33 protein-coding genes are annotated in these 25030 nt (G+C 69.9%); 19 read left to right on the top strand and 14 right to left on the bottom strand.

Features of this window, described 5'->3' with window-relative positions; translation table 11 throughout:
- The first annotated feature begins 44 nt into the window (after positions 1–44).
- From ACZ3HQ_RS16270 to ACZ3HQ_RS16235, 8 genes are all read left to right on the top strand, one after another.
- A complete protein-coding gene (locus ACZ3HQ_RS16270; protein ID WP_467511374.1) occupies positions 45–650 on the top strand; it encodes a DUF4913 domain-containing protein in 606 nt (201 codons plus the stop codon).
- Positions 647–1441, top strand: a complete 795-nt coding sequence (locus tag ACZ3HQ_RS16265; RefSeq protein WP_467511373.1) for a glycosyl hydrolase — start codon at positions 647–649, stop codon at positions 1439–1441. Before ACZ3HQ_RS16270 ends, ACZ3HQ_RS16265 begins: the two co-directional genes overlap by 4 nt.
- Positions 1438–1914 carry a hypothetical protein gene (locus ACZ3HQ_RS16260; protein ID WP_467511371.1) on the top strand — a complete coding sequence of 159 codons (477 nt, stop codon included), beginning with the start codon at positions 1438–1440 and terminating at the stop codon, positions 1912–1914. The genes ACZ3HQ_RS16265 and ACZ3HQ_RS16260 overlap by 4 nt, the downstream gene beginning before the upstream one ends.
- Positions 1911–2567: a hypothetical protein gene (locus ACZ3HQ_RS16255; RefSeq protein WP_467511369.1), complete on the top strand. Its 657-nt coding sequence runs from the start codon at positions 1911–1913 to the stop codon at positions 2565–2567. The genes ACZ3HQ_RS16260 and ACZ3HQ_RS16255 overlap by 4 nt, the downstream gene beginning before the upstream one ends.
- The gene (locus tag ACZ3HQ_RS16250) at positions 2564–3376 is read left to right on the top strand and encodes a large ATP-binding protein (RefSeq protein ID WP_467511367.1); all 813 of its coding nucleotides are present in this window, start codon (positions 2564–2566) and stop codon (positions 3374–3376) included. Before ACZ3HQ_RS16255 ends, ACZ3HQ_RS16250 begins: the two co-directional genes overlap by 4 nt.
- A 24-nt stretch (positions 3377–3400) precedes the next feature.
- Positions 3401–4237, top strand: a complete 837-nt coding sequence (locus ACZ3HQ_RS16245) for a winged helix-turn-helix transcriptional regulator (RefSeq protein ID WP_467511365.1) — start codon at positions 3401–3403, stop codon at positions 4235–4237.
- 117 nt (positions 4238–4354) lie between these two features.
- Positions 4355–5308 (top strand): SPDY domain-containing protein, encoded by a 954-nt coding sequence (locus ACZ3HQ_RS16240; RefSeq protein WP_467511363.1) that lies wholly within the window; start codon positions 4355–4357, stop codon positions 5306–5308.
- A gap of 63 nt (positions 5309–5371) precedes the next feature.
- Positions 5372–5860 carry a hypothetical protein gene (locus ACZ3HQ_RS16235; RefSeq protein ID WP_467511361.1) on the top strand — a complete coding sequence of 163 codons (489 nt, stop codon included), beginning with the start codon at positions 5372–5374 and terminating at the stop codon, positions 5858–5860.
- A 4-nt stretch (positions 5861–5864) separates the two neighbouring features.
- Here the strand turns inward: ACZ3HQ_RS16235 and ACZ3HQ_RS16230 are convergent, their stop codons facing one another.
- Positions 5865–6131, bottom strand: a complete 267-nt coding sequence (locus tag ACZ3HQ_RS16230) for a hypothetical protein (protein WP_467511359.1) — start codon at positions 6129–6131, stop codon at positions 5865–5867.
- 217 nt (positions 6132–6348) lie between these two features.
- Between ACZ3HQ_RS16230 and ACZ3HQ_RS16225 the strand changes: the two genes are divergently transcribed.
- The 6 genes from ACZ3HQ_RS16225 to ACZ3HQ_RS16200 all read left to right on the top strand — a co-directional run bounded on the left by ACZ3HQ_RS16225 (position 6349) and on the right by ACZ3HQ_RS16200 (position 8540).
- Positions 6349–6696 (top strand): SPDY domain-containing protein, encoded by a 348-nt coding sequence (locus tag ACZ3HQ_RS16225; protein ID WP_467511357.1) that lies wholly within the window; start codon positions 6349–6351, stop codon positions 6694–6696.
- Between the two features lie 89 nt (positions 6697–6785).
- Positions 6786–7025, top strand: coding sequence for a hypothetical protein (locus ACZ3HQ_RS16220; RefSeq protein WP_467511355.1), 240 nt, complete (start codon positions 6786–6788; stop codon positions 7023–7025).
- A gap of 274 nt (positions 7026–7299) precedes the next feature.
- Positions 7300–7560: a hypothetical protein gene (locus tag ACZ3HQ_RS16215; protein WP_467511354.1), complete on the top strand. Its 261-nt coding sequence runs from the start codon at positions 7300–7302 to the stop codon at positions 7558–7560.
- A 52-nt stretch (positions 7561–7612) separates the two neighbouring features.
- Positions 7613–7825 (top strand): hypothetical protein, encoded by a 213-nt coding sequence (locus ACZ3HQ_RS16210; RefSeq protein ID WP_467511353.1) that lies wholly within the window; start codon positions 7613–7615, stop codon positions 7823–7825.
- 87 nt (positions 7826–7912) lie between these two features.
- A complete protein-coding gene (locus ACZ3HQ_RS16205) occupies positions 7913–8242 on the top strand; it encodes an esterase (RefSeq protein ID WP_467512004.1) in 330 nt (109 codons plus the stop codon).
- Between the two features lie 73 nt (positions 8243–8315).
- On the top strand, positions 8316–8540 hold the full coding sequence (locus tag ACZ3HQ_RS16200; protein WP_467511352.1) for a MarR family transcriptional regulator: 225 nt from the start codon (positions 8316–8318) through the stop codon (positions 8538–8540).
- 55 nt (positions 8541–8595) lie between these two features.
- On the opposite strand, the gene ACZ3HQ_RS16195 is transcribed toward ACZ3HQ_RS16200, so the two are convergent.
- Both ACZ3HQ_RS16195 and ACZ3HQ_RS16190 read right to left on the bottom strand, forming a co-directional pair.
- Positions 8596–9024, bottom strand: coding sequence for a DUF6233 domain-containing protein (locus ACZ3HQ_RS16195; protein WP_467511351.1), 429 nt, complete (start codon positions 9022–9024; stop codon positions 8596–8598).
- Positions 9008–9208, bottom strand: coding sequence for a hypothetical protein (locus ACZ3HQ_RS16190; protein WP_467511349.1), 201 nt, complete (start codon positions 9206–9208; stop codon positions 9008–9010). The genes ACZ3HQ_RS16195 and ACZ3HQ_RS16190 overlap by 17 nt, the downstream gene beginning before the upstream one ends.
- Positions 9209–9399: 191 nt before the next feature.
- Here ACZ3HQ_RS16190 and ACZ3HQ_RS16185 point away from each other — a divergent pair, with 191 nt between their 5' ends.
- A complete protein-coding gene (locus ACZ3HQ_RS16185; protein ID WP_467511347.1) occupies positions 9400–10407 on the top strand; it encodes an ATP-dependent DNA ligase in 1008 nt (335 codons plus the stop codon).
- Between the two features lie 213 nt (positions 10408–10620).
- Here the strand turns inward: ACZ3HQ_RS16185 and ACZ3HQ_RS16180 are convergent, their stop codons facing one another.
- The 9 genes from ACZ3HQ_RS16180 to ACZ3HQ_RS16140 all read right to left on the bottom strand — a co-directional run bounded on the left by ACZ3HQ_RS16180 (position 10621) and on the right by ACZ3HQ_RS16140 (position 17652).
- Positions 10621–11025 (bottom strand): hypothetical protein, encoded by a 405-nt coding sequence (locus tag ACZ3HQ_RS16180; RefSeq protein WP_467511345.1) that lies wholly within the window; start codon positions 11023–11025, stop codon positions 10621–10623.
- 105 nt (positions 11026–11130) lie between these two features.
- The gene (locus ACZ3HQ_RS16175; RefSeq protein WP_467511343.1) at positions 11131–12900 is read right to left on the bottom strand and encodes a relaxase/mobilization nuclease domain-containing protein; all 1770 of its coding nucleotides are present in this window, start codon (positions 12898–12900) and stop codon (positions 11131–11133) included.
- Complete coding sequence (locus tag ACZ3HQ_RS16170) at positions 12900–13565, bottom strand: MobC family plasmid mobilization relaxosome protein (RefSeq protein WP_467511341.1); 666 nt, start codon at positions 13563–13565, stop codon at positions 12900–12902. Before ACZ3HQ_RS16170 ends, ACZ3HQ_RS16175 begins: the two co-directional genes overlap by 1 nt.
- The gene (locus ACZ3HQ_RS16165) at positions 13562–13786 is read right to left on the bottom strand and encodes a hypothetical protein (RefSeq protein WP_467511339.1); all 225 of its coding nucleotides are present in this window, start codon (positions 13784–13786) and stop codon (positions 13562–13564) included. The genes ACZ3HQ_RS16170 and ACZ3HQ_RS16165 overlap by 4 nt, the downstream gene beginning before the upstream one ends.
- A gap of 103 nt (positions 13787–13889) precedes the next feature.
- Positions 13890–14924, bottom strand: a complete 1035-nt coding sequence (locus ACZ3HQ_RS16160) for a DUF2637 domain-containing protein (RefSeq protein ID WP_467511337.1) — start codon at positions 14922–14924, stop codon at positions 13890–13892.
- Positions 14921–15481, bottom strand: a complete 561-nt coding sequence (locus ACZ3HQ_RS16155; protein WP_467511335.1) for a WhiB family transcriptional regulator — start codon at positions 15479–15481, stop codon at positions 14921–14923. The genes ACZ3HQ_RS16160 and ACZ3HQ_RS16155 overlap by 4 nt, the downstream gene beginning before the upstream one ends.
- Positions 15482–15600: 119 nt before the next feature.
- On the bottom strand, positions 15601–16308 hold the full coding sequence (locus ACZ3HQ_RS16150) for an ATP-binding protein (RefSeq protein WP_467511333.1): 708 nt from the start codon (positions 16306–16308) through the stop codon (positions 15601–15603).
- Positions 16308–17324 (bottom strand): hypothetical protein, encoded by a 1017-nt coding sequence (locus tag ACZ3HQ_RS16145; protein ID WP_467511331.1) that lies wholly within the window; start codon positions 17322–17324, stop codon positions 16308–16310. Before ACZ3HQ_RS16145 ends, ACZ3HQ_RS16150 begins: the two co-directional genes overlap by 1 nt.
- Before the next feature lies 1 nt (position 17325).
- A complete protein-coding gene (locus tag ACZ3HQ_RS16140; protein ID WP_467511329.1) occupies positions 17326–17652 on the bottom strand; it encodes a transcriptional regulator in 327 nt (108 codons plus the stop codon).
- A gap of 534 nt (positions 17653–18186) precedes the next feature.
- Between ACZ3HQ_RS16140 and ACZ3HQ_RS16135 the strand changes: the two genes are divergently transcribed.
- Positions 18187–19056, top strand: coding sequence for a helix-turn-helix domain-containing protein (locus ACZ3HQ_RS16135; protein ID WP_467511327.1), 870 nt, complete (start codon positions 18187–18189; stop codon positions 19054–19056).
- Between the two features lie 71 nt (positions 19057–19127).
- Here ACZ3HQ_RS16135 and ACZ3HQ_RS16130 read toward each other — a convergent pair whose 3' ends face one another.
- Positions 19128–20012: a phosphotransferase gene (locus tag ACZ3HQ_RS16130; RefSeq protein WP_467511325.1), complete on the bottom strand. Its 885-nt coding sequence runs from the start codon at positions 20010–20012 to the stop codon at positions 19128–19130.
- Positions 20009–21412, bottom strand: coding sequence for an XRE family transcriptional regulator (locus ACZ3HQ_RS16125; protein WP_467511323.1), 1404 nt, complete (start codon positions 21410–21412; stop codon positions 20009–20011). Before ACZ3HQ_RS16125 ends, ACZ3HQ_RS16130 begins: the two co-directional genes overlap by 4 nt.
- A gap of 94 nt (positions 21413–21506) precedes the next feature.
- Between ACZ3HQ_RS16125 and ACZ3HQ_RS16120 the strand changes: the two genes are divergently transcribed.
- The 3 genes from ACZ3HQ_RS16120 (at position 21507) to ACZ3HQ_RS16110 (ending at position 24833) form a co-directional block, all read left to right on the top strand.
- Complete coding sequence (locus tag ACZ3HQ_RS16120) at positions 21507–22061, top strand: ATP-binding protein (RefSeq protein ID WP_467511321.1); 555 nt, start codon at positions 21507–21509, stop codon at positions 22059–22061.
- Positions 22062–22326: 265 nt separating this feature from the next.
- Complete coding sequence (locus ACZ3HQ_RS16115; protein ID WP_467511319.1) at positions 22327–22914, top strand: DUF6624 domain-containing protein; 588 nt, start codon at positions 22327–22329, stop codon at positions 22912–22914.
- A 44-nt stretch (positions 22915–22958) separates the two neighbouring features.
- Positions 22959–24833 carry a glycoside hydrolase family 15 protein gene (locus tag ACZ3HQ_RS16110; RefSeq protein WP_467511317.1) on the top strand — a complete coding sequence of 625 codons (1875 nt, stop codon included), beginning with the start codon at positions 22959–22961 and terminating at the stop codon, positions 24831–24833.
- Positions 24834–25030: the final 197 nt, after the last annotated feature.

The raw sequence follows: 25030 nt of genomic DNA, 5'->3' as shown, positions 1-25030 counted from the left end.
ATCCTCTCGGGCATGTCGCCGTCTCACAGATGGAGCACGCCCCGATGTCCGACACCAGCCCGACCACTCCCCACCCTGAGCCGTTCCGCGTCTCCGACGGAAATCTCGATGACCTCGCCAGCAGCCTCGCCAAGACCATGGCCGAGGTCCGCCAGCACGGCGTCATCCTCGACCGCCTCGGCTCCGAACCCGATCCCACCCCTGCTGCCGCCCAGCAGACGGACGAAGTTACGGAAGCCGAGGCGGCCGATCCCGAGCAGGCCGACGGCCCCGCCTCGGTGTTCATCCTCGCCCTGGGCGGCGAGGCGTACACCGTCGAACTCGCCGCCCTCAGCGACTGGGTGAACTACCTCTTCCTCCCGGTCTACGGCCGGGAGATCAGTACCACTCGTCCGTGGTGCGCGCAGTGGCACGAGCACCCGGAGGCCGTCGCCCGCCTCCATGGGCTCTGGCTCGCGTGGCAGCAGTTCACCGATACGGAGGCCGGCCTGTCCGGTCCTTCGACCTGGCACCGCGACCACCTGGACCAGACGCTGGTGCACCTGCGCGCCCCTGACGGACCCTTCGCGGCCTGCACCACGAGCGTGAACCGCCCCAACCACCGCGTGCTGGCCACCCCGGCACCCGAACAGTCGGCGGTGGCGGCGTGAACGACGACCTCGACTCCCCCTTCGACTTCGATCTCGCCGAACTCGCGCCCGCCGATGACGACTCCGAGGAGGCACGGGAGAGGCTCTGGTGGACCGGTGACCTGACGGTGCTGTCCCAGCACCACACCACGCCCACCGGCTCCCACAGCTTCGTCCTCGCCTACGACCAGTCGGCCACCTGGGGGATACCCGGCGGGCCCCAGCTTGTCGCGATCGCGGTAGCGCGGGATCTCAGCCGGTCCACGTTCAAGTTCGAGACGAGCCGCCACGCCACGGCATCGTTCGCCGAGAACTGGCTGATCGAACGCGGCTGCCCGCCCAAGCACATCACCCTGGCCAGCAACGGCCTCCTGAAGCCCAACGACGACCTCACGGTCCAGGTCGAACAGCAGATCCGAGAGTCGGGTGCTCGCTACGAGGTCCTCGACACCCACACCTGGGACTCCGCTCCGTGCGAGACGTGGACGCTGACCCGTGACGCCCGCGCCGCCGAGGCGCCGATACGGGTCTTCCACGAGGAGTGGAGCGACGAAACTGACACGTACACGATGCGCGAGGGCGCGTTCGCCGACGTGGGTGCCGCCCAATCCTGGCTGGACGACCGCGGCGGCCCGCTGCCAGAACCGCCGGAGTACAGCGATCACAACGGCGCCGTCGTCCGGGCCCGCATCGCCCGTATCGCCCTCGCCCGGTCCGCCGAGGCCGCCGCAACACTGAAGGCCGCCCGCGACGCCCCCCGTACGCCGCCCGCGAGGCCGGTCCAGCGTCCGGTGCAGGGCAGGCTGCTGTGAGCCGCGCTCGTTTCGCCTTCGCGGCGCACCCCGACGCCATCGCCGACCTGCGCGAACTTCCCCATGAGATCCGTGATTTGGCGCTGCTGGAACTGCAGAACCTGGTCCATGGAAGTGACGACTGCATGCCGTTGGAAGGTCGCCTCGCCGGCTTCCACAAGGTCTACGTCGACCCGGATGTCTCCTACCGGATGGTCATCCAGTTCCGTCCCGCTCCACCGACTTCGGCCCACACGCGCGAGATCTATCTCGTCGCCGCCGGGAGCCGGAAGGACTACGCGGTCTACCGCTCGGCCCAACTACGCACCGGCCCACGGCAGAACGTCGAATCCGAGTCCGCTACCGAGGCCCGCGTGCAGGCCGCCCGGTCCCGCTCGCCACTCGCCGCTGATCGGCCGGCGGCAGGCACGGCGTCTCCTCCAACGGCGGCCCCGCTCCAGGCTGCTGTTCCCCGAAAGGTTCCACAGCGTTGACCACCCACCGCGCTCCCCTGACCCGTACCGAACTGGCGGACCTCCTCACCGCCGCCGCACAGAGCGTCTCCGAAGTCCTCACCGCCGAGTATCCGACGGCCCCCAGCCGCTCCTACCTGCACCCCGTGCTGGGCGCACTGGCGGCCGGCCCCCGGGTGGTCGGCGAGCTGAACAACCGGCTTGAGGGGTTCGTGGCAGCCGAGCCGCGCCCGGCCACGCCGGCGGGCCTGTTCGCCCTGGCCTCCTACGCCTCCGCCCTGGGGTGGCTCACCGAGTCCTTCGCCGAGCTAACCTCCTCCGTTGAGGAGATCTGCAGCCGTGTGGGCATCCCCAGCGAACCTCATCACCCGCCCGACGACGCCAAAGCAGACGGCGAGTTCGACTCCGCGTTCAGCGTGCGGGAGCAGGAGGCGATCCGTACCGCGGCCGAGGCTGCCGGTCTCGCGCCGGACGACTATGTCGAGGTCCTCTCCGAGTCGCTGCTCGCCGCCTCCCGGATCACCGACGCCTGCATGGAGATCTCCAGTGGCCTGCTCGAAGACGCCGCGTACGTCCTCGACGAGGCAACCGACCACGTCTGGATCGGCGACGGCCCCGGCAGCCTCCCCACCCTGGTCCGTTCCCTACTGGCCCGGATGGAGGCGGCAACGTGAACCCCTACGACGCGAACACACACCCCGGTGAGCACCTCGTCTCCGAGACGCTCGGCGACGCCGGGGTCAGCGCGCTCACCCTCGCGAATCACCCCGATGAGCCGCTGTACAGGGCCGCCACGCAGATGATCGGAGCCGCGCACGACCTTGACGTGCAGCACGACCGTGTGACGCACGCCGCCCAGAAAGCTCTCCGGCTGCTCGAACCCGTCGGGCGTGGCGAACTCAGGGGCGCACGCGTCTCGTACGCGCTGCTGCGGACCGCAGTCCCGGAGATCGGGGACCTGCTCGCCCGGCAGAATCGGGCCTACGACCAGCTCGTCGAGGCCATCTGCGCGTACCACCGTCTTCTGCCCGGTCCGGATGCCGCGCAGCGCCCGAGCACGAATACGTCCCCCCGGGTGCGGAGTTCCGGTGGCGACGACGGGGCCATCGCGGTTGATCGCCAGTTCAGGGCTCTCGAAGCCGTCGAGGCCGGCGGCCTCCGCCTCCGCCGCACCGCGATCGGCGAAGACCCCTACCTCTCAGATGGGACGAACCGGCGTCCCCAGCCGCTGGCCGAGACCATTCAGCGGCTGGTCGCCGACGGGCTACTGCACCAGGACACCAGCGAGAACCCGTACCGGCCCGGACAACTCCTCTCGCTCACGCCGCAGGGCGAAGCCGTCCTTCGCGAAGCGCGTACGGCGGCGCCGCGCGTGTCCGCCGCCCTCAGCCGCAGCAACGCCCCGGCGAACCCCGGAACCTTCGTCGATTCGGCCGTGCTGCCCGTCACCACGGCGGTCAGCAAGCCGTCCCGCTCCCGCTGACCCTTTTCTAAGAGAGGACACTCCTTGTCCGCCCCCGCACATCCCCCCACCGTCTCCATCGGTTCGCTCGACGCCCAGCGCGTCGAGGACACGCTCGCCCGGATCGGGCCGAAGTGGACCACCTGGTCGGCCATGACCCTGGCCGACGCGAACCGACCCATGCGCGTGCGCGATGTCGCCGCCCAACTCCCATTCATCAGTGAGCCGTTCGTCAGCAAACGACTGGCCACGATGCGCGCTGACGGACTGCTCACCCGGGACGGCGACCATCGCGGGGCTCCCTACCAGCTCAGCGCGCTCGGCAAGTCGCTGGCTCCCGTGTACGCCACCATCTCGGACTGGTCGCGTGCCCACCTGTCGCCGGGCCCGATGGCCGAAGCGGAACGAGTCGAGGACGCCCTGCGCCGTCTGGACCTCCGGCACACAACCGCCGTGATCCAAACCCTCGACGGAGGCCCGAGGAGGTTCGTCCACATCACCGAGGAGGTCGGCATGGACGACAGCTCGGCCCGGCAGCGACTCCTACGGCTTCAGGCCAATGGCCTGGTCACCCGCACGGGCTCACGACACGGTGACCCCTACGTGCTTACCGAAGCCGGTCAGGCACTGGGAGCTGTCTACGCGAGCGTCGAACACTGGAGCGGCGCTGCCGACCGGTCTGCCCCGTCGGCTCCGCACCCCGTCGCAGCGGCCAAGCGCACCCACACAGGCATGCCGCTGGGCGCGGACGGTGCCCGGACCACGGTGGCCCTACGGCGGAGCGCTGCCGCGCCGAACGCGCTGTTCAGCCACGCGCCGCAGCCGCAACCGCGGGTGCCGGCGGCCGTGACGGCGCGGTCGGCTCCGGGCCGGGGCCGCTGACTCAGGTGGTCACAGCCAGAACCGTCTCATCTCTGCCACTGCGTCCGCGTGCGTTCCAGCCACTCATCCATCTGCGCACGCGGACGCGTTCCCCTCAAAAGCCCCGGAGCCTCGACCATGCACAACCCTGATGAACCGAACCGGCACCAAGAGGTCCTGGTCAGCCCCATGTACCTGGCCGGTTCCAGCGGGACCGGAGATGCCGGCTTCGCCCCCATCGCTCACTGGCCGCACCATTACCTCGACGAAGGGCCCTGCCAGCTCCTCGTCACCTCGCCCGATGGGCGGATCAGGGTCGGTTGGTTCGGCGACGACTTCGAGCTGTGGAAGATCAGCGCCGCTGAAGACGCCGTCTCCGCACCCCGCTGGACGGCCACCTTCAACCACGTCACGCCACCCGAGCTGGTCGCCGGGCTCACCACCGCTCTGGCCCAGGACTACGCTGAAGCCGATGCCGGCGAAGACGAGGCGCGCTTTCTGGCGAGCCCCTCCTTGTACTGGCGCGACGCCGTCCGGCCGCTGACCGAGGCCGGCTGGACCCGCGACGGCGGGGCCGAACTGGGCACCGTAGAGATCACCGCTCCCGGCGACGGACAAGCGGGCGTCCTGATCGACAACCGGCTCCACGGCGTGAGTGCCGAAACAGTTGAGCTGTGGGCCGGCCCTCCCGGCTGGGGAACGCGCGCGGAAGCGATCTTCACGCGCCGCACTCCGACCCACCTGATCGCTGCGACGGCAGCCGTCATGGCGAACGCGGGCCCCGTGATCCGTGAACGGCACCAGATCGCCCGGCAGATGGAACACCTCGTCACGCTGACACCGCTCGTCCCCGCCACCCCGGCAGCCGAACCCCAGGTCTCCCGCGCTCCGACCCCGCTCGACGTGCGCCGTACGGCGGTCACCCAGGCCGTTCAACGCGCCGCGCGCGCCCCGCGCTCCGCAGCCGATCTGCGTGTGATGGCCGCCCGGAGCCGCACCGTGGGTGCGGCCCAGTACCGGTCGAGGACCTTCACGCCCACCGCCGCAGCACGAGCGCCAGCCGGTGCGTCGACGTCGCGGCGCAGCCGCTGATCACCGAACGGCCTTGCGGGCTAGGCCCTACGGCCCGCGCACCTGAACCACTGGAGTTCCCTCATGCCCACCGCCACCGCGCTCGACCAGGCCACCGCCATGATCGAGAAAGCCTGGGGCCAGCCCATCACGATCCTGGAAACACTCGCGGTCCGACGCCCGAGCGATGATCCTCTCCTGCGCTCGGCCGTGCATGTCCGCTCGGCGCTGGCCATCACCGACCACGCGGTGGCCGCGCACCAGAGCCGCCTGCACGCCCTGACCCGACCTGGGCACGTGCCGGCCTTCTACGAGATGGACCGCATCACCAGCTCGGCGGCCGATCTTCGCGTCGCCCACGCGGAAAGCCAGACCTACCTGCAGTCGATCAGGCGCGTGGTCGAAGCCCGCGAAGCCTCGACAACCGCGGACCGCACCCCGGCAGTTCGTCGGGCCCAGGCCGCTGTAGCCCGCTCCGGGCACGCGCCGCACCCCGTTGGCCTGGTGCCCGACCCACCAGCTCCTTCAGCGGTGGTCGGGCTGTCGGCGCCCGCTGCAGGGCCGCGTCGCTGAACGGTCAGGCGAGGTCGTCGTCGCGGTGAACGTCCTCGATACGGGCGTCCACCGCGCGGGCCAGCTCCTCCAGCGTCAGCTCGACACGCCGGCCGTCGGCCGCCCGGTGCTCCATGAGCGTCTCCTCCTGCGGCCACCTGTCGGACTGCGCACCGACGCCCCACTGGCCGTCGGCGACCATCACGATGTCGCCCACCGTCCACGGCCGCCCCGCAGCGCGGATCTTGCGCTCCAGCCCGGCTCCGTCCCAGTGTCTGCTCGCCTCGATCATCCCCGCTCCCCCTCGATGCCGTGCGGACCGCCGCCGCAACCCGTGTACGACAACCGCGTTCGCCGATCCATTCCCGGGCCGTCACCTCCTGCAGACGGCCGCGAGTTCGCCCACGGCAGACGGCCCCCTCCGGGAAACGACTACGTACTTCGGCATACCGCATGTCAACGTACGGGTGTCGGGAAAACCCGCAGGTCAACGAAGGGACCGTCCACCCGTGAACACCTCCGCCACCCTCCTGCCCGCCGTCGCCCGCCCCACCGTGGAAGACCGCCGCTGGCTCTCCACCGACCACTGCGCGGGCCCGGTGCTTGACCTCCTCGACGCCCTCGGCTGGACGACGGTCGACACCCCGGAGGCCAACGTCCACGCGACCAGCCCCGACGGCCGCGTCTACGTCGGGTGGCTCCCCGAGGACGCCGCCGCATGGAAGCGCGGCATCCTCTGGCAGGTCCGTGTGCAGCCCACCGACGGCGACGCCTGGGTCCAGGAGTTCGGCCTCCACACCCCCGCCGAGGCTGTCGCCGGATTCCTCGCCGCCCTCGCCGCCCACTCCTCACGCTGACCGCTGAACCGCTGGAGCGGGCCGTGGTGGCCCGCCCCGTTCACCGGCGCTCGTCCCGATCAGCGTCCCCGTCCAGGGAGTTCCGCGCCATGCGCATGCTGATGGCCACCCGGCCCGGCTACCGCCGAAAGTGCACCTACGCCCGACGCTGCAACTGCTACTACCTGCCCGGTCAATACGGCCGCCGGGCCAAGACCCTCCGCCGCCGCGCCGCCCGTCACGCCGAACAACGCCGGTGGCAGCGCGACCTCACCAACGGATCCCCAGAAGGCGTTCAAGCACCGGAAGGTGCCCCGGCCACCTTGAAGGACAGGATCGACAGAACATGACTCGGGACAAAATGATGACTCGGCGCGGGAAGCGGCGCTTCGACTGCTGCCCGGGACACAACCCGGATTCCTACCACCATGGGCGTGAACGCGCCCGTGAGGCCCGCGAGTGGCGGCAGGACATCATCTCGGATCTCCCGCACGGGATACGTGGCCCGGCCCGGCTGCCCTGACGCGCCTGTACGGCCCCACGACAGCTCCCGCGCTCACCGCCGACTCCGAGTATCCGCCGGTCCGGACCTTCCTGGTCCCCACCCACGAGGAACCGCGTTCCATGCCCTTCCGCGCCCCGCTCACCGACCACCACACCGACGGCACGCTCTGCCCGACGGACCACAAACACACCAGCTCCGGCAAACCGCTCCACGCCGACTGCCCCGGCCGTGCGTACACACAGGCTGTCTGCTCGTGCGGCACCTGGCAGATGACGCAACACGGCAAGGGCTACGTCAACGAGTGCCGCAGACGGCATCTCGCCGAACACGCTGAAAGGCCGAAGGCCCTTCGCGACCTGCTCCGCCTCGACGCCTCCTGACGCGCGGCCCCAGCCCGGCCCCGCCTTCCTCTGCTGCCATCGGAGATTCCCCTTGCCCAAGTACCTGACCGTCGGCCACCTCCTTCGCCAGCTCCAGGAGCTGGACCCCGGCCTGCCGATCCGTCTCGCCATCAACCCGGACTGGCCCTTCACCCACTACGTCGGGGCCGAAATCGTCGTCCAGGACGGCATGGCGTTCATCGCTGACGACGGCCAGGAGGACTACCTCCCGGCGGGGGTGCGCGACGCCCTCGCCTGGGCCTGACCGCCCCACAACACCACGGAGGCTTCCATCTCGTCACGCTCTCGCCCCTCACCTCTCCTTCCGCTGCACGGCCTCGCCGTGCGCCCCATGCCGGACGGCGTGCGCGGCGCACTGGTCCGGCGCGTCTCCGCCAAGCCCGATGGCCCGCTCGACATCACGTGGCTCGCTGGCGGCACTCCCAGACTTCCCCTCGGCCGCATCCGTCTGCACTGGGAGCCCGCCGCCCTCGCTGGCTGGGACGTCACCGCCCACCTGGGCCTTGCCACCACCGAGGTGCACCTCGCCTCATGGCCCGCCGCCCCGGACGACTGGCCACGCCTCATCCGTCCGACCATCCACGAGGTGAGCGGCCTGTGCGCCGCCCTCGCGCTCGCGACCGACGCCCTCGACCTGTCGAATCGCCTCGCCGGAGTGTGACCGACCACCGCAGAAGGCCGCCCCGCGCCACCGGCAGGGGCGGCCTTGCCGTGCGTTGCGTACGCTTTTCGCGATGAACAAGAAGGACACGATGGCCGATGAACAGCAGCTCTGGGGCTACCGGGAGGTCGCCGCTCACCTGGGCATCAGCGTCGGTGCCGCCCGCAGCCGCAAGAGCCGGGGCAGCCTGCCCGCGCCCGACGACGACAGCGTGCCGGACCGACCCCGCTGGAGACCCGCCACGGTCCAGGGCTGGAAGCCGGTCGGTCGAGGTTTCCGTAGCGACCTGCACGGCTGACCCCCGCACGAGATCACTGCATCGCTCTGAACGGCGCGCGCACCTGCTCGTGGCCTCACGCCACGTCCATTCCCAGGTCAGCCTCGGGGCGGCAGGTGCGGCACGGCTCGACGGCCGGTTCCACCAGGAGGGCGCGGGCTTCGTCGGCCCGCATCCGGCGCGGCGTCCCCGTGATCTGCTCGCAGCCGGCCACGTGCACGACGACGTCGCCGGGGTCGTCCGGGGCACGCATCATCTGGACCTCGTAGTCGCCTGCCCGCGCGGGCCCGGAGAGCCCTGTTGAGGGCAGAGGGCCACCGGCGCCCTTAGCTCGCCGCATCGAGCGCTGTCGCGTGGCCGGGCGTTCAACCCGCGCGAGGGCCTGCTGGACCTCGCCGCGCAGGAGGGCCAGGTACGTGGCGACCGTGGCGTTCTCCGCGATCTGACGGTCCAGGTAGCCGAGGAGTATCCGGAGCCGCAGCGGGTCGTCAGGCAGCTCGGCCATGACGAGCACCGTGCAGTGCCGCCCAGGCTCCGGTACGCCCCTGCCAGTACGGGTGGACCAGCACCTCAGCGGACAGGGCGAGCAGTCGCCGCCGGAGCGCCGTGCTGGGCTGGCGGCTGAGCTGTCGGTAGGCGGCGTGCCACTCCCGGATCGCGGCCATGAGGTCATCGGGAAGCTTGCTCATACATCGCATTAGAGCACGTGTTCGATTTGCGATGCATCCTGACTTCAAAGCCGACATTCCGCGCAACGCAACTGTGCCCGGAGCGATAGCTGCCACTGGAGCACCAGGAAAGCTCCCGAAGGCGGCCGGTGGGGCTTAGCGTTCTCTTGAGCCGGGTCGCGGGCCCGCCGGTTTCGCCGTAGACCGGTCCTATGGTGCTGCGACCGCCGGTGGAGCCGATGCTCGCGCAGGCGAGCGATCAGCTACCGCCGCCCCGGATGCTGGGAGATCTGTCCTTCCAGCCCAAGTTCGACGGCTACCGCGGCCTGGTGTTCACGGCGAGCGCGGCGGTCGCGTCCACGCAGATCCAGTCCCGGCGGGGTGCGCTGCTCCAGACCCGCTTCCCCGACTTGGTCCGCGCTGCCGCCCTCCTGCCCGATGGCCTGGTGCTGGACGGCGAGCTGGTCGTCTGGGACGGGGACCGCATGTCGTTCGAAGCGGTGCAACGGCGCGCGGCCGCCGGGACCCGGAACGCTGGGCAGCTCGCCGCCCGGTGGCCAGCGCATTTCATCGCGTTCGACCTGCTCCAGGTGGACGGCGAGGAGCTGCTCACCACGCGGTACGGCGAGCGGCGTGACCGGCTGGTGCAACTCTTCTCCGAGCGCGGCATCGGGCCGCCGTGGACGCTGTGCCCGGAGACAGCGGACGTCCGGGTGGCACAGGACTGGCTCGCCACCTGGACGGACGTGCCCGGTGTCGAGGGCATAGTCGTCCGCGACCGCCGACAGCGCTACCTCCCCGGAGCGCGGGGCTGGTACAAGATCCGCCGCCGGGATTCCACGGAAGCGCTGGTCGGCGGGATCACCGGCACCCTGGAGCGCCCGCAGGCCCTCATCCTGGGCCGCCGAGAGGAGAACGGTGTGCTGCGAGCGGTAGCTCGCAGCACACCCCTCCACCCGGATCAGTCCCGCCGTATCGGCGCCCAGCTCACCCCGGCCCGGCCCGGTCACGCCTGGGAGGACATCACCTTCACGAGGTCCTGGCGCTCGCACACCCCGCTGGACGTCACCCTCGTCGAACCGGACCTGGTGGCCGAGATCTTGGCGGACACCGCTCAGGACGGCGGGGTCTGGCGGCACCCCGTACGGTTCGCCCGGCTCCGCACCGACATGACGCCCGCCGAGGTGCCGCTGGTAAACGGCAGCACCGCCGCGAGGTGAGTAACCACGCTTCGATAGCGCGAGGATCTCCGGAGAAGGGGCTGCGCAATCGGGTGGCGCACAAATGCGAACCGACCCACCAGTGCTTCCCACGCTCCCCCCTCTAGGGCTCCGCGACCATGCTGCTTCCGGAGGCTCTTGCGGGACGGAACCGACTACGGAGGTGGGTTCACGACGTCCTAGCGGCAGCGGATTCTGCTGCCCTGCCGCCGACTACCGCAGGTAGGTGCCGGCGAAGGCGCCGTCGAAGCCGAGTGCGGCGAGGCAGTCCTCGACGCTGGGGTAGTTCGTGATGTCTGGGCTGTTGATCAGAGCATCGAAATCGGCGCGGCTGATCTCGGGTTCGAGCCACTGGTTGCTGCATCGGCAGCGGATCCAGACGTGACGGCCGTGGTTGATGAGCATCCAGTCGCGTCGGGCCCGGCAAGCCCGGCAAGTTGCGGGGATGCCGCGGAAGGCCAGCTCGTGCGGGTGGCTGAGGCAGCGGGTCGCACCGGGACCGGTAGGCGGGCGCGTGTCGTATTCGAGTCGCCGCAGGGGGTCGGTGCCAGCGGGGAGGATGGGCGGCGCGGGTGTCGGCTCTGTGATGGGGGCGGTGGTTCTGAGCACGGTCGTCATCTCCCGGTCGGGGGCTTGCTGTTTTCATCCGTAACAGCCGGGGAAGCGGCTGTCCAGGCATTTCGTGGAGGCTGGCCGGTGAACGGCCGGGGATCTGGATCCTGCTCAGCGGCGTGTTGGGCGGCTGCGCGGTTCGGAGGCGGCGGGCCGGACCGCCGCGCTGGGTTCGTTGCGTTCGCTGATGGGGTTGAGCGGGGTCTTGGTCGGGCGGGCGCGGCCCGTCTGCGGGCGGCGGGGAGCGTCGTCCGGGTGGGCGGGGAGCCGGGCGATCCGGCGCAGACGCCAGACCAGGACGTCGTTCACGTCTGTGGCCGTGTCGAGTTCGCGCATGGCGATGGCCTGTTGCAGGAGGGCCTCGGGGTCGTGGCCCGCTCGCTCGATCTGAGCGAGAGTGGCGATCAGGGCGTCGGTCTTGCTGGACGTGCTGTCCACTCGCAGCTCCTGGTCCACTAGGGCGGCGCGGATAGTGGTCTCGTGCGTCTGGCGGTCGGCCTCGGGAAGGGCGCGGCCTTGCTCGGACAGCACGCGCATCGGTGTGGCGGAGGCTTGGCGGTAGGCGGCGCGGAGGTGCTCGGCGGCCTGGCGGGAGGCGTGGGCCTGCTGGGCGTGTCCGCGGGCAGAGTGCCAGCGTGCGGCGGCCAGGGTGAGCAGGACCAGGGTGGAGACGAGCATGGCGGTGGTGCCGCCGTCCTCGCCCCGGCCGAGTGCGCCGCCGGCCTGGACGATGCCCCGGGCGGCCGAGCGGAGCGCCCGGGTGTCGGCGCGCTCCGCTCGGACGTGGCTGCGGGTGGCGCGCTCGAAGGCGCGGGCTGCTGCGGTCAGCTCGGCGCGGGTGGCGGCCGGGGAGGTCTGAGCGACCGCGTCCAGGAGTTCTCCGAGACCAACAAGTTGGGCAACGCCTTGACCGTCATCGTCACGGTCCAGGAGGACAGTGGCGTGCTCTGCAACGCCGGTGGCGTCCCGTCGTTCCCGGGCGGGCGGGGACCAGTCTGTTCGCCCGCCGCCGGAGGCGGGCGAGGGCTTTGTCCGCTCGGCGGTACCGTCGGCCAGCCGGAGGCGGATCTTCGGGAGGGAGAGGTCGGGGGCCAGCTCGGAGCCGGAGTACCAGACCGGCTCGTCGTGGCGGTTGCGGTCACCGGGAAGGGCGACGTTGTAGCCGATGGCATCGCCGGACGGTGCAGTGCGCGTCTTCATACGCAGGCCCGCCTCGGCCAGCCGGTCGAAGAACTCCTCTTCGGTGGCCGCACCCGCGACGGCCCGGCGAACGGCCTCGCGGAGCGTCTCGCGCGCGGTCGCGGAACGGCCGGTGCGCTCGGCCTTGAACTTCTCGGCGCTGGAGGGGTTCTTCGCTGCGGTGCCGTCTCCGGCGTTGAGCAGGCGCAGCCCCATCTCCTTCTCGATGCGCCGGCATTCGGCCTGGGCCTTGTTGAAGTCGTAGTTCAGGCGTGGGTTGCGCAGGTCGCCTCGGACCAGGGTGGCGACGATGTGGATGTGGTCTTCCGCGTGGCGGACCGCGACCCACCGGCAGCCGTCGGGGTCACCGTCCGGGGCGATGCCGGTGGCGTGGACGATGCGCTGGGCGATGGAGTTCCACTCCTTGTCGGAGAACCGCCGGTCTCCCGGAGCGGTCCGGACCGAGCAGTGCCACACGTGCTTGGCGGGCGCGCGGTCGCCGGCCTGCTTGACCCGGAGGTCGAGGGCGGCGGTGAGGCGGGCGAGGGTGACCTTCGGGTCGGAGTCGCGGCCGGGGTCGGGGGCGAAGCCGTCCCAGGAGCCGACGAGGTGCGCGTCGGTGTGCTCCTCGCGCCGGCCGGGCCCGTACAGGTAAACGAGGAGACCGTGGGTGCGCGAGCCGCGTCCGATGTCGGGAACCATCACAGCCGCCCGATCACCAGATCGTTGGCTGCGTCATCGACGCGGCCAAGGAGCCGAGTCAACGCGCTGAGCGCGTGATCGAGTTCGCCGGGACGGGGTTGCCCACCGGCGTTGTGGACGTAGGCGATCTGGTTGATGTTGTTGCCGATCCGGGCCAGGGCGGTGCGCAGGGCGGCCAGCTCGTCGATCGCCGTGTCGAGTCGTTCGTTGGTGTGCAGGGCGGTCGAACCGCGGGCGGCGGCGAGGCCGGCGGCGGCGAGGAAGCGGGCGACGGTGACGGCGCGCTGCTGGGCGGCGGCTGTGATCTCGGTCTTCTCGGTGTCGGAGAGGCGGGTGGTCATTTTGTGGGTGCGCTGTTTCGGGTTGCGGGTTCGGCGGCGCGGGGTGCGATCGGGGAACGCGAGCGTGTTCGGGCTCGACTGCTCGTGGTGGTCGTCGCGGTCGGCTTCTCCCCCGGTGACCGGCGCCCCCTGGTGCCGGTTGCCCGGCTGGTCCTCGTGCGCCCTCGCTCGGGGACCAGCCGGGCCTCCCCCGCCCTGCTGGGCGGGGGCAAGTGCGTACGACGGGCCGTAGGACCGTCGTACGCGATAGCTTGCTCCGCCAGGAGCCGTCGTGGGGTCACGCTGCTGTCCGGCGATGGTGACCGCCGGGTCGTCGGTGGTCAACGGCTCGTTTCCGGGTTCTGCTGCTGGATTTCGCGCACGAGATCCTCGATCCAGTCCATGGCCAGGACCGGGTGGTGCAGGGTCCAGGGGCGATCGTGCTGCTCTCGCTGCACGATCCAGGTGGTGTCGGGGCCGGACTGTGCGCGGTGGAGGTGACCGTGCTGGTGCAAGACGGTCAGCCAGGAGTCGACTTCGGCGGGCGTGGCCGGGTGGGTGCGCATCGGGAGTGCTCCGCTTCTGCTCGGGAGGGGTGGGAGGGTGAGTGGCCAGAGCGGGTGACCGCGCTGGGGTGACCGGCTCGGTCACCCGCTCCGTGGTGCTCGGTCAGGTCTGGGCGGAGGTGACCGGCCGCCGGTGCTGCTCGCGGAGCTGGGCCATCAGGGAGGTCAGGGTGTCGCTGGACAGCGGGATCTGCTGACCTCGGATCGCCTGGGCGACCACCTTGCGGGTCAGCTTGTCCTCGGCCCTGACCGCGGACCGGGCGATCTTCAGCAGCTTCTCGGTGTCCGGGTCAGGCCGCCGGTCACCGAGTGTCCGGGGGGCCTGGTCAGTGACCGGCGGCGGAGTGACCGGCGCCGGGCTGTCCGGGTCACCGGTGACGTCTTCGTGGCGGTCACTGACCGACCACGCCGTGCCCGGCTGTCCGGGCAGGTCAGCGGCCTGGTGCGGCCGATCACGGTCAGCCGTGACCGGGTGACCGCTGTCCGCCGGGCTCGCGTCCCCGGTCAGTGACCGCGGGGCAGGGACCTTCTTCTCCAGGGACACCGGCGACCGGTCGGTCAGGGCGGTGACCGACCGACCGGCCTTGACCGGACCGGGCGCCTGCTGCTGACCGACCCAGTCGGTCCGGGTGACCTCGACGGCGTGGCCCCGGTCGGTCTGACCGGGGTGACCGGCCCGACCAGCGACATCCTCCTGGTTGACCGGACCCCGGGCGATGAGGATGTAGAGGTGGACCGCCCCGGCCAGGGCGAGCGGGGCGATGGTGGACAGCACCGCAACCACCGTGTCCCCCAGCCGAAGGCCGGTGCCGGCGACCGTGTCCTCGTTGAGCCGTACCGCGTGAAGGGCGTTGGCCCAGATGCTGGCGGCAGTGGCCGTGCCGAAGAGCGTCCAGACGTAGAGCCGGGCGCGCAGCGGCGCGTCGCGCAGGACCAAGAGCGCTCGTACGCCGTAGGCGATGAACCCGTCGATCACCAGGGGGAAGAGGTAGGTCAGGAAACCGCGGATGTGGATGGCGACGGCCATCTGCTGGAGGGCGTCGTACGACAGCGCGCATCCCGCGCCGCCCAGGGCCATGACGACCATGCGGTCCCAGCCGGAGATGTGCGCCGTCTCCGGCGCGCTCGGGGTGGTCATGCCGCCGTCCCGAAGTTGGCGCGGACCAGGTGCTCGCCGGGCTGGGCGTGCGGGGTGGTGGTTGCGGCGGGCTGGTCCAGATCGCGATTGCGCAGGGCTCGGCGGAGTTCACGGTAGAGCTTTTGGGCGTGCTCCTCGGTGATCTTCAGGAGCCAGGCCAGGCGTTGCTCGGTTACACCGTGGCGGAAGGCCGCGCGGACGACCGCGCGGCGCTCAGCCTTGGTGAGGTGGACGTCGCGCCCGGCGATCGTGTCGTTGACGCGGCTGTAGTCGAGGCGGTCGGCGATCTTCTCGTGCAGGGGCCCGCGCTCCTCCTCGGTGAGTCCGCCCCGGATGCCGTCGGTGGTGCCGCCTTCCAGCGCGGCGTCCAGGCACGCGCGGCGAACCGGGCACTGGCCGCACAGGGCCTTCGCGGCGGCGATCTTGCTGGTCTCGTCGGGGTCCGGGAAGAAGATCTCGGGGTCCACCGGGTTGTACTCGGTGCTGTGGCAGACGGCATCGGCCTGCCAGGTGTGGTCGCCGAGCGACCGGTGTCGGGCAGGGTTGATCGTGGTCATGCGGTATTGCTCCGATCGCTCTCCGCGCGCAGGGGCGTCGGCGGAGAGGTGCGCTGGGTCGGGAAGGTACTCGAGGCAGCGCGCGAGGGGCGCGGCCCGGCGTGGCGGCCTGCGGCGGGTCAGGCGGCGGCGCGAAGGCGTCTGCGGTCGACGGGCTCGAACTCGACGCGCCTGGTCATCTGGGAGAGCCTGCTGGCGACCCGGTCGCCGAGGTACCCCTTGAGGTCCCTGATCCCGAGGTTCGTGGTGATCAGGGTCGGGGCTTCGAGGTTGTAGCGGCGGTTGATCAGCCGGTAGGTCTGCTCCTCGACGAACTCGGACCACTTGGCCGCGCCCAGGTCGTCCAGGATCAGCAGCGGCACCCGGCTGTAGGCGGCCAGCACGCGTTCGCTGTCCGTGTCGGAGCCCGGCCGAAGTTCGGCGTACAGGTCTGCGGCGGTGGTCGCCTTCCAGCGCACCCCGATCCCGTTCTGCACCAGGCACCGGATCGCGCCGTACGCCTGGTGGGTCTTGCCCGCGCCGACCACCCCGGCCATCAGCAGGCTGGGGCCGGTGGCGACCTGCCGCCGGGCTCCTCGGCCCGGAGCGACGGCCGCCTCGGTGACGTCCCGGACCCAGTCCAGGACCGTGGGGTGGTCGGCGACGGCGGCCCGGTAGCGAGGGGGCATCCCGGCCGACAGGGCCTCCAGCAGGGAGAAAGGCTCGGGCTCGTCAGGCAGCGCGGCGACGGTGGCCGGGGCGATGTTGCGAGCGGCCAGGATCCGGTCCATCCGGTCCAGGAGGCCCGCGCTGCCGAGGAGCTGCGGTTCGCGGTCACGGGTGCGCATCACAGCTCCTCGGCGTAGGCGGCAGCAGCGTCGGCCGGATTGGTCCACGCCCGGTGAGCGGGCACGCTAGGCCGGCTTCCCGGCCGCGCCAAACTGCCGGAGCGTGCGTTCATGGCCTCGTTGACCATGCTGGTCAGCACGCTCGGGTGCTTGGGGTTGGCCGCGAAGCTCTGCAGCCCGGCCCGGATGTGCTCCGGAGCGATGCCCTCGCCCAGGAGCTTCTTCGTCACGCGCCCGAGGTGCCCGAGCACATCGCTGGGCGGCCGCTCCGCGCAGGCGGCGATGTACTCGCCCAGGAGCTGGTCAGCAGAGGCGCCGGCTGCGGGCGCCGTGCGCCCCGTAGGGAAAGAAGATCCAGGATCCAAGATCCTAGATCCAGGCGCCGAGCCCTCGTCGAGGCTTCGGGTAGGGCTCGGAGAGACTTCGGGGAAGGCGCATTGACCTGCACTTTTCGCGTCCGTGTCAGAGGAGCCGACCATGGCGTCGAAGGCGTCCGGCTGGGCGGCGGGAGCGGGGTCCGTGTGGCGGCGAGGCGTCGCTCCGGGCTGCGCGGGCAGATCGAGGACTCGCGGAGCGCTTGGTGAAGCCTCGACGAGCCCTCGGGGAGCAGTCGGCGACTCCTCGGTCCGCTTGGCGCAGATTCCCTTACAGGGGGCGCACCGGTCGGCATTGTGGTGCTGCGAGCAGGAAGGCAGGCGGGACTGACTCGGCTTGTCGATCTTCTGGTGCTCGAACCAGGTCACGACGTGGAGGTAGCGGCGCCCATCGCAGCCGGTGTACCGGCAGATCAGGCCAGCATTCGCGAGCTGGTGGAGGTCATCCTCGACGTGGACCGAGGTGCGCTCGGCGCGCAGGGGCCAGAGAAGCCCGGCGATGATCGCCGCGTTGTCGCGGTGACGGCCGTGGTCGTCGGCCTGGGTAAGCAGTCCGAAGAAGGTCCGCTCGGCCTCCACGGTCACTTCGGCGAGTGACTCGGAGATGAACGCTTCCGGCTTGATGGTTCGGATGCGCGCCATCTCAGCGGGCCCGATCGGCGGTGAGCAGGTCACTGCGGATGAGAGTGGCGTCGGCGAGGCGGAAGGTGTGCGGCCGTGTCCAGTCCGCCTCCGGCCAGACCCGCAGGATCCACCGACCTGCGACCCTGGCAGTCGTCCGCCCAAGCTCCATGGTCTCCCCCGCCCCGTCCTTCACGATGGCGTGCGGGTGGGGCCACGTCCGCATCGGGTCGGTGAGGCTGACCCGGACGGTTGCTGCGCCGGGGATCATGTCGGCGAGCTGGGCGGCGAGGCGGAACTGGCGGCCGGTGTCCGGGCAGGCCGGGATTCCGCTCGGCATGGCGAGCATGCGATACTCCGTTGTTCGTAGGAGCGCGGTGCGGCGGTTCTCGTGCAAAAAGCCCCGTCGCCCGCGAGATGTGATTCGGCCCCTTCGGGTGCCCACCCGGCGCTTGGGAGTTGGTAGCTCCCGAGCGCCGGTTTTCAGTTGTCGAGCCGTGTCACGGACCGTTCACTCGCACTTCCCCTCCATCTGTTTGTTCGTCCCCCGCCGGGTGCCCGGCGGGGGACGACGAACATACGTAGACACCTGCGGCAAGTCCATCCCAAGGATCGAGACGGCCGGGCAGACCTCGCGACGCGAGTTAGGCCCCGACATCGGTCGGCAACAATGGACTACTGAAGCGGCCGACAACGCGTTGCGGAAACGCTCGCGACAACGCAACATGCATAGGTCCTCCAAGGGCTGGCACCATAGAGAGCCGGGAACCGATCAACAGGTGCGATACGGAAACGTACGTTACTTGCGTAGATGTATCAAGCCTGGATTACAGTTACCCCAGACGCCGCCCTAGACCGGCTCGACCGCCACGCAGGAGTTCATGTGCCCCCACGTCAGTTCGACGGCAGCCGCGTTCGCGCTGTCCGGCGGGGCAAGGACCTTGGTCAGAAGGCGCTGGCCAGCGCGGTGGGCGTCAGCGCTCCCACTGTCGCGCGCTGGGAGAACGGACAAGACTTCCCTAAGGGGGAGAAGCTCCCCGCGATCGCAACGGCGCTCGGTCAGCCACTCGACGTTCTCTTCCCCAACGACGGGACTCCAGACCTGCAGCTCCTGCGGTGCGACGCTGGCCTCAGCGTGGCGCAGGCCGCTGCGATCATCGGCACGAGCCGCGCGCCTGTGAGTAACGCCGAATCCGGTCGGCGCCGGCTCAGTGATGCGTACGTGCGACCACTCGCAGAGGCGTACGGGGTGACTGAAGCGGAATTGCTCGCTGCCCAGGACTGCTCCTTCGGGCTCCGCCCCTCGCGTGACGAGCAGGCATCCGCACCCAGCACGATCAGCGAGAAGATCAACTATCTCCTGCAGTACGGGTACGTGAGCCAGGAGGCACCCTCTGACGAGGCAATCGCTCGGGGCGTCAACGATCACGCGGGGGAGACGATCGTCACGGTCGACGACATCACCGCTCTTCGCACGGGCACCACAACGGAGGCTTCCGACATGGTGCTCGCCGGCCTAGCCGAAGCCCTTCAGGTCGACACCGCCCTCTTCCAAGACGACGCCGAGCTCAATCCTGCGGCCCGCGAGTTTCTGGAGGCGATCCGCTTTCTCGGCTCGATTCACCGGGGGCAGGTTCTCGGCCTGGCTGCCCGTGGGAACAGCGGGGGCCTGTCCGCCGAAATGATGGCCACCGTCAACAAGCTCGTCGGAGAACTGAAGCACAAGCTGCCAGAGGTGCCGGACGCGGAGTGAGTCTGGAGTCGGGCCCGGCGGAGGCGCCGTAGCGGCAGACGGTACGACCATCTGCCCTGTCACCAGAGCCCTTACAAGATCCCCTTCCACTGCCACGGTCGCGGTCCGCGGCGACCGCGGAGGCAGTCAACACGAAGCTGTGCCTCGGCTTGCCACTGACGATCGGCGGCCGCGTGCTGGGCGGCATAGGTAGCCATGCGCAGCTCCCGGATCCTCGCCAGGGTCTCGTAGCCAGCCCACGTCGTGACGTCGTATCCGTAGATCTCGCAGAACGTCTCATACTCGGCTGCAGTGACGGCGCCAGTCGTCAGGGTTCGCACGGCGGTTGAGACCAGGTCCCATTCAGGCGGGCCGACCGAGAACCTCTCCAGGTCCATCAGCAGCCGTCCTCCGTGGTCCAGCTTCACGACGTTGCCCGGCCATGCATCTCCGTGAACCGGCGCTTTAGCGAGGCCCGTGGGAAGTTCGGCCGTCCAGCGGTCCACCAGGTCCTCGCACAAGCTCGTGAGCCACCGGCGGTCGCCGTCCGCCAGTGTCTGGGCGGCGCGTATGCGTTCAGCGATACGAACGAAGGGATCCAAGTACCCGATCTCAAAGTCGGGAAGCGGTAGGGCGTGCAGCTCCTTGAGCGCCGTCGCGACGTCTACGGTCGATCCGTGGTTGTGCGGCGGAACTTCCTCCCAGAAGGTAATTACCCGTCCGCCACTCTCCAGCGGCTGCTCAACGGCTATGGGCTTCACAACCGCGACGCCAAGGCCGCCGAGCCAGCGCGCCACTTTGATCTCGCGTGTCGCCGATCCGATACGGTCTGGAGGAGCGACGCGGGCGATGACGCCGTCCGGCAGCCGCCAGATCTCGTTCTCGGCGATACGTATCGGCTCAGCAGCCTCGGCATCAAGTCCGACCTCGACGCACGCGTCTCGCAGGGCATCGAGCGCAGGTGTCATGTTCGTCATGCCCGCAAAGTAGCGTCGATGGCCTCCCTGAGGTCGGCGGCCGGCTGATTCTTGGTATGCCGACCGGCGAATCGGGCGAGCTCGCGAAGGTCATCGGCAGCCCGGTAGGAAGTCAGTCCGCTACCGAGTTCCAGTGCCTTGCGGCCGATGGCTGCTGCCTCGTCGGGATCTCCGCGCCGCATCACCAGTGACGCCAACTTGGTGCACGACATAGCTTTCGACCGCACGAAGGTCGGCCCGTGCCCCCGTACAGCAGCCTGGAAGCGCTGCCCTGCCTGGGACGGGTCGTACTCCACAATCCCGACAGCTAGATCCCAGAGCGCGTGGGCAGTGTCACCGCTGTGCTGGGCCTCGTCGTAATAGGCCATCCACGGCGGTTCGTTCTCGGGGCTTCGCTGAGCGAAAGCGTCATCAGCCGCACCAACTGCGGCGAGTGTCTCCCGGACGTTGCGCAGCTTCCCAAAGGCCCGCGCCCTGGCCGTGTGCAACATGGCACGCTCAGAGGCCGTCAGCCGGTCCTGACGAACCAGCCCCTTTTCCGCAGCGGTAAGACCTTCGTCCGGGTCGCCGAGCCAGATGGCCTGACGAGCCAGGAAGGAGTACCCCTTGGCGCGAAGGTGCCAATGGTGCCCTTCTTCAGCGCACTCCACGGCGACCTTGAAGGCCAGGCGGGCATCGTCGTGTCGGTAGACGTCGAACTGACTGGCGCCGGAGATGATGCCGAGCTGGGCCACAGCCCCGAGGAAGTCCGAGCGAAGTGAAGGAGGGCAATCGGCCGCCAAAAGGCCGACGGCCCACCGCATGGAATCTGTTGCGAGCTGACTGATCAGCCCTCCGCCGCCGTGGGCGTTATCCCAGGCGTGAAGACCAGCAGCAATGTCTTGAAGCTGACGGATTTCGGCGGACCCGACCTTGGCGGGGGCCGGCGACACGGTAGGTGGCTTGAGCAGAGCGGAGAGATCTAGCGGGGCGAGAGCCACAAGGCTCCCGGCCGCGAGGACTTGTCGACGGTGCATATCGTCAGGGCTCCTGGTCCATGAGCTTGCGGCGCCTCCCTCCAGGATGCTTCCCGCTGGCTGCGGAACGGTTCCCTCCCCCGGCAGCGGATCGCGCTTATCCGCATCACGGCCACGTTTATCCGCATCGCCGAAAACCATCGCCCAGGCCCGGGTGAACAGACCTCCCGTCTGGAGGGCAGCGTCGAGACGAGGCGGCAGATCCTCCGGGCACCTGTAGTTGCCCTTCTCGATCTTCAGGAGGACATCAACGCTGACCTGCACCTCAGCGGCGAACGGCCCGGCTGTGGGAAACCCAGCAGCCTTGCGTCTCAGGCGCAGCTCGTGCCCGAACCAAGCCTCAGGCGAGCGAGTCGGGTCCAGGACCTTTTCGGGCTGTGGCATTGCCGCTCCTGACCTCCTGATGCGGATTTCGCGAGACATCCGCATCACCAACTACACGAGTCTCACCTGCTGCTGACTCAATAGTTGCTGACCGGTGCAGCCCCAGTACACACCGCAACCGGAGCTCCGAGGAGGGGTTCCGGACAACGAACTGGACTTGGACATGGTGGACCTTCTCAGCACATCTCCCTCGCGAACGCTCAGCGTTGTCTCGGCCGCACCAGCGCGTCTGGCGCAGGAAGTGGTGCTGACGGAGAAGACCATCCACCACGCCAAGAACGTCGTCATCGAGACCATCCGCATGTGGGGTTACAGCCAGATGGCCGTGGACGTGGGATTGGTCGTCACGGAGCTGCTGACCAACTCGTTGCGCCACGCCGCGGTGCCGTCGGGAGTCGCGCCTCGCGCTCACTGCGTCATCCAGATACTCCTGCCGACGCTTCAGGCAGGCGGTCGACTGATCGCTCTGGTCCACGACTGCGACCCCACAGTGCCACTCGAACGGCCGGCTGAAGACGACGCTGTCAGCGGGAGGGGCCTGACGCTCGTCCGAGGTCTGGTGCACAGCCTCGTATTCGCCCCGACGGCGAGCGGGAAGGACGCCGTTGCCGTTTTCCGCTTGGACGAGATCCGCAAGGAGACGGCATGAAAGCGCCGCCCGCTGCGCCACGGGTAGGAGCGACGGACACACCCGCGAGCACCGTCCTCGCCGGCGCCACGCCGCTCCCGGAGTCCGCGAAAGCCCCCGCACGCCTGACCAGGCGGATCTCGCGGTGGGCATCCAGCAAGAACACGTGGCGGTTGCTCGTGTTCGGGGTGGCGCTGATCACGGTGATCAGCGCCGCGTCCAGGACACCGACGTGATCGCCCCGCAGCTCCGGGCGCTCGCCCTACCGCTCGACCGAGGAGCCTCCATGAACCTGCCGGCACTCCGCGGCACGACCGATGCCAACCTGCTGTCCCCGGATCTACGAGCGGCCGCAGGGGAACAAGCGGGCCTGCCCGGTCTACCCGCGCGCCTCCTCGCACTGGCCGCCGAGGACCAGCGCCTCACTCGTGAAGCAGCCGCTCTGCCGGACGGACCCGCTCCTTCGCGGGCGGTGGTCGAGTCCCGGGCCGATCACGGACGGTGGCTCCGCGAGGTCGTGCAGGCGTCCGGCTGGCCGACCCTGGAGCAGGTGGGTGAGGAGGCGTCGACGGCGGCGGTGATGCTCCTCCTCGCCGCGCGGAGCCCACATCTGCTTGGCCTGTGCCAGCCGCTGATCGCCGAGGCCGTCGCGGAAGAGCGTACGCCCGCGATTCACCTGGCCTTCGTGGACGACATGTTCGCGGTGCTCCGAGGCCGGCGGCAGACCTACGGCACGCAGGTGGACCCGGCTCGACTGCGCCCTTACCCGATCCGCGACGAGCAGTCCGTCGACTCGCGCCGCGCCGCCGTCGGGCTCCCGCCCCTGGCCACCTCGCTCGTAGAAGCCGTAGCCGCCATGGAGCGCGCGCGATGACCCGCCGATCCATCCGTCACCCCGACCTCTCAGAGAGCCAGTACATGAACAGCCTCCCTATTGAGCAGCACGCCCTGATAGGCGACGGGCGATCCTGCGCCCTCGTCGGCGCCGACGGCACGATCCCGTGGCTGTGCCTGCCACGGTTCGACTCCGGAGCCGTCTTCGCGTCGCTGCTCGGCACCCCGGCACACGGCGCCTGGTCCCTCGCCCCGGCCGTGGCCGACGGCGGGCGCCCCGCGAGCGCCGAGCGGGAGTGGTGGGGGGACTCGCTCGTCCTGGAGACGGAGTGGAGGACCCCGGCCGGGACGGTGCGGGTGAGCGACTTCATGCCGCCGACCGCGCCCACCCCCCGGGTGGTCAGGATCGTGGAGGGTCTGACCGGCGCGGTGCCGATGCTGTCGTGGATGTGCCCGCGACCGGATTACGGTCGGAGCGTGCCGTGGATCGACTCGCGGAGCGGGCGGATGGTCGTCCGGGCCGACGGCGACTCCTACTGGCTCGACACCTCCGTGCCCCAGGCGGAGAAGGACGGCACCCTCGTCAGCACCTTCACGGTGTGCGCGGGAGAGACCGTGGCGTTCGTACTCAGCTACTGGCCGGCCGACGCGGCCACCGAGCCGGAGGTGACCGAGCCGGGCACCGCGCTCGACGTCACCCTCGCCGACTGGCAGGCGTGGGCGCAGCGATGCACGTACAGCGGTCCGTACCGTGAGGCCGTCGTCCGTTCCCTCATCACGCTGAGGGCGCTGATCTTCGCGCCGAGCGGGGCGATCGTCGCGGCGCCCACCACGTCGCTGCCCGAGGAGATCGGGGGGAGCCGGAACTGGGACTACCGCTACGCCTGGCTCCGCGACTCCGCCCTAGGCGTCGCCGTGCTCCTCGGCGCGGGCTACCGGGAAGAGGCGGTCGCGTGGCGTGGGTGGCTGCTGCGAACCGTGGGCCGGGACATGCAGAACCTGCAGATCATGTACGGCATCACCGGGGAGCGGGAGTTGCCCGAGCGAGAGCTGGACTGGCTGCCGGGGTACGCGGGTTCGGCGCCGGTCCGGCTCGGCAATGGCGCCGCGCGCCAGCTCCAGCTCGACGTGTACGGCGAGGTCATCGACACCCTGGTCCGCATGCACCGCGCCGGCATTCCGTACTGCGCGGAGACGGCCGGTCTGCATCAGGAGTTGATCACGCAGTTGCTTGCACAGTGGCGAGAGCCGGACGAGGGGATCTGGGAGATCCGCGGGCCGCGCCAGCACTTTGTGCACTCCAAGGTCATGGCCTGGGTCGCGGTGGACCGCACGATCCAGGTGGCCGAGCTCCTCGACGTGGACCTGGACGAGCTGCTGCAGGTGCGCGAGGAGATCCACCGCGAGGTCTGCGAGAAGGGCTTCGACCCGGTCCGTCAGACGTTTACGCAGTACTACGGATCCGACGAACTGGACGCCGCGCTGCTACTGATCGCCGACAGCGGCTTCCTCCCGGCCTACGACTCGCGCGTCATCGGCACGATCGAGGCGGTGCAGCGCGAGCTGACCACGGCGGACGGCCTGGTCCACCGGTACCCGACCACCGGCTCGGATGCCGGGGTGGACGGCCTCACCGGTGGCGAAGGAACCTTTTTGCTCTGCTCGTTCTGGCTGGTGAACGCTCTCGCCTTGATAGGTCGCGTAAACGAGGCTCAGACGCTGTTCGAGCAGCTCCTCACCCTGCGCAGCGACCTTGGCCTCATGGCGGAGGAGTACGACCCTGTCGCGCACCGCCACCTGGGTAACTTCCCGCAGGCGTTCAGCCACACCGGCCTGGTCCAGAGCGCGCTGCTCCTGCGGTGCTCAATGCCAGATGACTTCCCCAACATCGTGATCCAGCGCGCGGTTGAGGTGACGACGACCAGCACGGCACCCCCGCAGCAAGAGCCCGCCGTCTGATCCCCCCCAACCCCCACGTCGTCCGAACCCCAGTTGAGGATTTCTATGTCCGACCGTGTGTCATCCACCCGCCAGGCGAAGCGGCACCGCGCGGCGCCGAAGAGCCTGCGGGCTGCCCGGTCCGGGCCGCGCTGGCGAGTACGGCTGATCGCTGTGTTGCCGGTGGCCGTGACCTTCTTGCTGCTCGTGGCCGCGTA

This window comes from Streptomyces sp. NPDC018263 (genome assembly GCF_055562575.1).
Note: the sequence above shows the minus strand (reverse complement) of the source record. Positions and strands in the feature narration are given on the sequence as shown.

Coding starts and splice junctions, on each gene's coding strand:
- ACZ3HQ_RS16145 (WP_467511331.1), bottom strand. CDS start 17,324: ATGGCGCGCATCCGAACCATCAAGCCGGAAGCGTTCATCTCCGAGTCA.
- ACZ3HQ_RS16130 (WP_467511325.1), bottom strand. CDS start 20,012: ATGACGAACATGACACCTGCGCTCGATGCCCTGCGAGACGCGTGCGTC.
- ACZ3HQ_RS16165 (WP_467511339.1), bottom strand. CDS start 13,786: ATGCGCACCCACCCGGCCACGCCCGCCGAAGTCGACTCCTGGCTGACC.
- ACZ3HQ_RS16240 (WP_467511363.1), top strand. CDS start 4,355: ATGCACAACCCTGATGAACCGAACCGGCACCAAGAGGTCCTGGTCAGC.
- ACZ3HQ_RS16235 (WP_467511361.1), top strand. CDS start 5,372: ATGCCCACCGCCACCGCGCTCGACCAGGCCACCGCCATGATCGAGAAA.
- ACZ3HQ_RS16230 (WP_467511359.1), bottom strand. CDS start 6,131: ATGATCGAGGCGAGCAGACACTGGGACGGAGCCGGGCTGGAGCGCAAG.
- ACZ3HQ_RS16150 (WP_467511333.1), bottom strand. CDS start 16,308: ATGCGCACCCGTGACCGCGAACCGCAGCTCCTCGGCAGCGCGGGCCTC.
- ACZ3HQ_RS16190 (WP_467511349.1), bottom strand. CDS start 9,208: ATGAGCAAGCTTCCCGATGACCTCATGGCCGCGATCCGGGAGTGGCAC.
- ACZ3HQ_RS16160 (WP_467511337.1), bottom strand. CDS start 14,924: ATGACCACCCCGAGCGCGCCGGAGACGGCGCACATCTCCGGCTGGGAC.
- ACZ3HQ_RS16155 (WP_467511335.1), bottom strand. CDS start 15,481: ATGACCACGATCAACCCTGCCCGACACCGGTCGCTCGGCGACCACACC.
- ACZ3HQ_RS16270 (WP_467511374.1), top strand. CDS start 45: ATGTCCGACACCAGCCCGACCACTCCCCACCCTGAGCCGTTCCGCGTC.
- ACZ3HQ_RS16115 (WP_467511319.1), top strand. CDS start 22,327: ATGAACCTGCCGGCACTCCGCGGCACGACCGATGCCAACCTGCTGTCC.
- ACZ3HQ_RS16125 (WP_467511323.1), bottom strand. CDS start 21,412: ATGCCACAGCCCGAAAAGGTCCTGGACCCGACTCGCTCGCCTGAGGCT.
- ACZ3HQ_RS16215 (WP_467511354.1), top strand. CDS start 7,300: ATGCCCTTCCGCGCCCCGCTCACCGACCACCACACCGACGGCACGCTC.
- ACZ3HQ_RS16110 (WP_467511317.1), top strand. CDS start 22,959: ATGAACAGCCTCCCTATTGAGCAGCACGCCCTGATAGGCGACGGGCGA.
- ACZ3HQ_RS16180 (WP_467511345.1), bottom strand. CDS start 11,025: ATGACGACCGTGCTCAGAACCACCGCCCCCATCACAGAGCCGACACCC.
- ACZ3HQ_RS16205 (WP_467512004.1), top strand. CDS start 7,913: ATGCCGGACGGCGTGCGCGGCGCACTGGTCCGGCGCGTCTCCGCCAAG.
- ACZ3HQ_RS16200 (WP_467511352.1), top strand. CDS start 8,316: ATGAACAAGAAGGACACGATGGCCGATGAACAGCAGCTCTGGGGCTAC.
- ACZ3HQ_RS16220 (WP_467511355.1), top strand. CDS start 6,786: ATGCGCATGCTGATGGCCACCCGGCCCGGCTACCGCCGAAAGTGCACC.
- ACZ3HQ_RS16140 (WP_467511329.1), bottom strand. CDS start 17,652: ATGCTCGCCATGCCGAGCGGAATCCCGGCCTGCCCGGACACCGGCCGC.
- ACZ3HQ_RS16175 (WP_467511343.1), bottom strand. CDS start 12,900: ATGGTTCCCGACATCGGACGCGGCTCGCGCACCCACGGTCTCCTCGTT.
- ACZ3HQ_RS16185 (WP_467511347.1), top strand. CDS start 9,400: ATGGTGCTGCGACCGCCGGTGGAGCCGATGCTCGCGCAGGCGAGCGAT.
- ACZ3HQ_RS16195 (WP_467511351.1), bottom strand. CDS start 9,024: ATGGCCGAGCTGCCTGACGACCCGCTGCGGCTCCGGATACTCCTCGGC.